The following is a 1,026-nucleotide window of genomic DNA, read 5'->3' on the forward strand; positions in this document are numbered from 1 at the left end:
TGGTGATCAGGGAGGCGGCTTCCTGGCGGGTATGGCCGGAATCTTCGATGCCTTCAGCGATATGTGCCAGGTGCTCGGGAATGTCCAAGCCCTTTTTACGCATCGCGGTGGCCCACAAACGACCCGCACGGTACGAGGAACGCACCAACGGCCCACTCATGACACCCAGGAAGCCCATCTCTTCAGCCTCTTGGCTCAGTTCAAGGAATTCCTGCGGCTTGACCCAACGATCCACCGGCAAATGACGCTCCGAAGGGCGCAGGTACTGGGTGATCGTGATCAAATCCGTGCCCGCATCATGAAGATCCTGCAATGCCTGAGAGATTTCCTCACGCGTCTCACCCATACCCAAAATCAGGTTCGACTTCGTCACCATCCCCTGATCACGACCCTGACTAATCACATCCAAGGAACGCTCGTACCGGAACGCCGGACGAATCCGCTTGAAAATCCGCGGCACGGTCTCCACATTGTGCGCGAAGACCTCCGGCTTAGACTCACAGATCGCCGTGATGTGCTCGGGCTTGCCAGAGAAATCAGGAATCAACAACTCCACACCCGTGGTCGGATTCAACTCATGAATCTTCCGCACCGTCTCGGCATAGAGCCACACGCCCTCATCGGCCAGATCATCACGCGCCACACCCGTGACCGTGGCATAGCGCAGATTCATCTTCACCACAGAACGAGCGACCTTCGTCGGCTCAAACATGTCAATCGGAGACGGCTTACCCGTATCAATCTGACAGAAATCACAACGGCGCGTGCATTCGGAACCACCAATGAGGAACGTCGCCTCACGGTCTTCCCAGCACTCAAAAATATTCGGGCACCCAGCCTCTTCACACACCGTATGAAGCCCCTGACCCTTAACCAGGTTCTTCATCGCGATGAACTCCGGCCCCATCTCGACCTTGGCCTTCATCCACTCCGGCTTACGCTCCACCGGAACAGCAGCATTACGCTGCTCAATACGCAACAACTTACGACCCTCAGGCGCCAACGTCATGAAAGAACTCCTTCTGC

At 56.4% G+C, this 1,026-nt stretch carries 1 protein-coding gene; it reads right to left on the reverse strand.

From position 1 onward, the window contains the following. Positions 1–1,009: lipoyl synthase (gene lipA, locus CVS30_RS17705; RefSeq protein ID WP_110486867.1), on the reverse strand; the 1,009-nt coding region annotated here is incomplete at its 3' end. Positions 1,010–1,026: the final 17 nt, after the last annotated feature.

The organism is Arthrobacter psychrolactophilus, from assembly GCF_003219795.1.
GTDB classification, from domain to species: domain Bacteria; phylum Actinomycetota; class Actinomycetes; order Actinomycetales; family Micrococcaceae; genus Specibacter; species Specibacter psychrolactophilus.